General features: G+C 68.0%; 1 protein-coding gene. It reads left to right on the top strand.

The annotated features are described in order from the left end of the window. Nucleotides 1–1,111: acyltransferase domain-containing protein (locus tag ACFW47_RS35215; RefSeq protein ID WP_386308288.1), on the top strand; the 1,111-nt coding region annotated here is incomplete at both ends.

Raw genomic sequence — 1,111 nt, 5'->3', positions numbered from 1 at the left:
TCGCCGGCGACACCCACGCCATCGACGAACTCCTCACCCACTGCACCCACCAAAACATCCACGCCCGCAAAATCCCCGTCACCTACGCCTCCCACTCCCACCACATCGACACCCTCCACCACCACCTCACCCACACCCTCAAAGACATCCACCCCCAACCCGCCCACACCCCCTTCCACTCCACCGTCACCACCAACCCCACCAACACCCAAACCCTCACCGCCGACTACTGGTTCAACAACCTCCGCCAACCCGTCCAACTCGAAACCACCATCACCAAACTCCTCACCACCCACCACACCCTCATAGAAATCAGCCCCCACCCCGTCCTCACCCCAGCACTCACCGACACCGCCCACACCCACACCACCGACCCCACCCACATCTGCATCACCCACACCCTCCACCGCGACCACGACGACCACCACACCTTCCACACCGCCCTCGCCCACCTCCACACCCACCACCACACCATCACCTGGCCCACCACCACTGGCCGGAGCGGACCGCGGAAACGGCCCAAGCTCCCCACGTATGCCTTCCAGCGGCGCTCCTACTGGCTGACCCCGGCCAGGACGGCGGCCGGCTCCGCCGCCGCGGTCGGGCAGACCGCTGCGAGCCACCCGCTGCTCGGTGCGGTGCTCGATCTGCCGGACGAGCGGGCGACGGTGTTCACCGGCCGGATCTCCCTGGCCACGCACCCCTGGCTCGCCGACCACGCAGTCCACGAGACGACCCTGCTGCCGGCGACGGCCATCACCGACCTGGCCCTGTACGCCGGTGCCCACCTCGGCTGCCCGCACATCGACGACCTGACGCTGCACGCGCCAGTGGTGCTCTCCGACGACGCCTCGCTCGACCTCTGTCTGCTGGTCACCGAACCGGACAGCACCGGGCGGCGTGAACTGACCGTTCACACGCGGTCGACCGATCAGGACGCGCAGGACGACCACCACGACCAGGACGACCAGGACGACCAGGACGAGTGGACCCACCACGCCACCGCCACCCTCACTCCCCACACACCCGAGAAGACCGACCCCGACACCACAACCGCCCCAACCGCCTGGCCACCCTACGAAGCCACCGCCCTCGACACCCACACCCTCTA

This window comes from Streptomyces sp. NPDC058796, assembly GCF_042745235.1.
Taxonomy (GTDB): Bacteria; Actinomycetota; Actinomycetes; order Streptomycetales; family Streptomycetaceae; genus Streptomyces.
The sequence above is the reverse complement of the archived record's forward strand: the minus strand, read 5'-3'. Positions and strand labels throughout refer to the sequence as shown.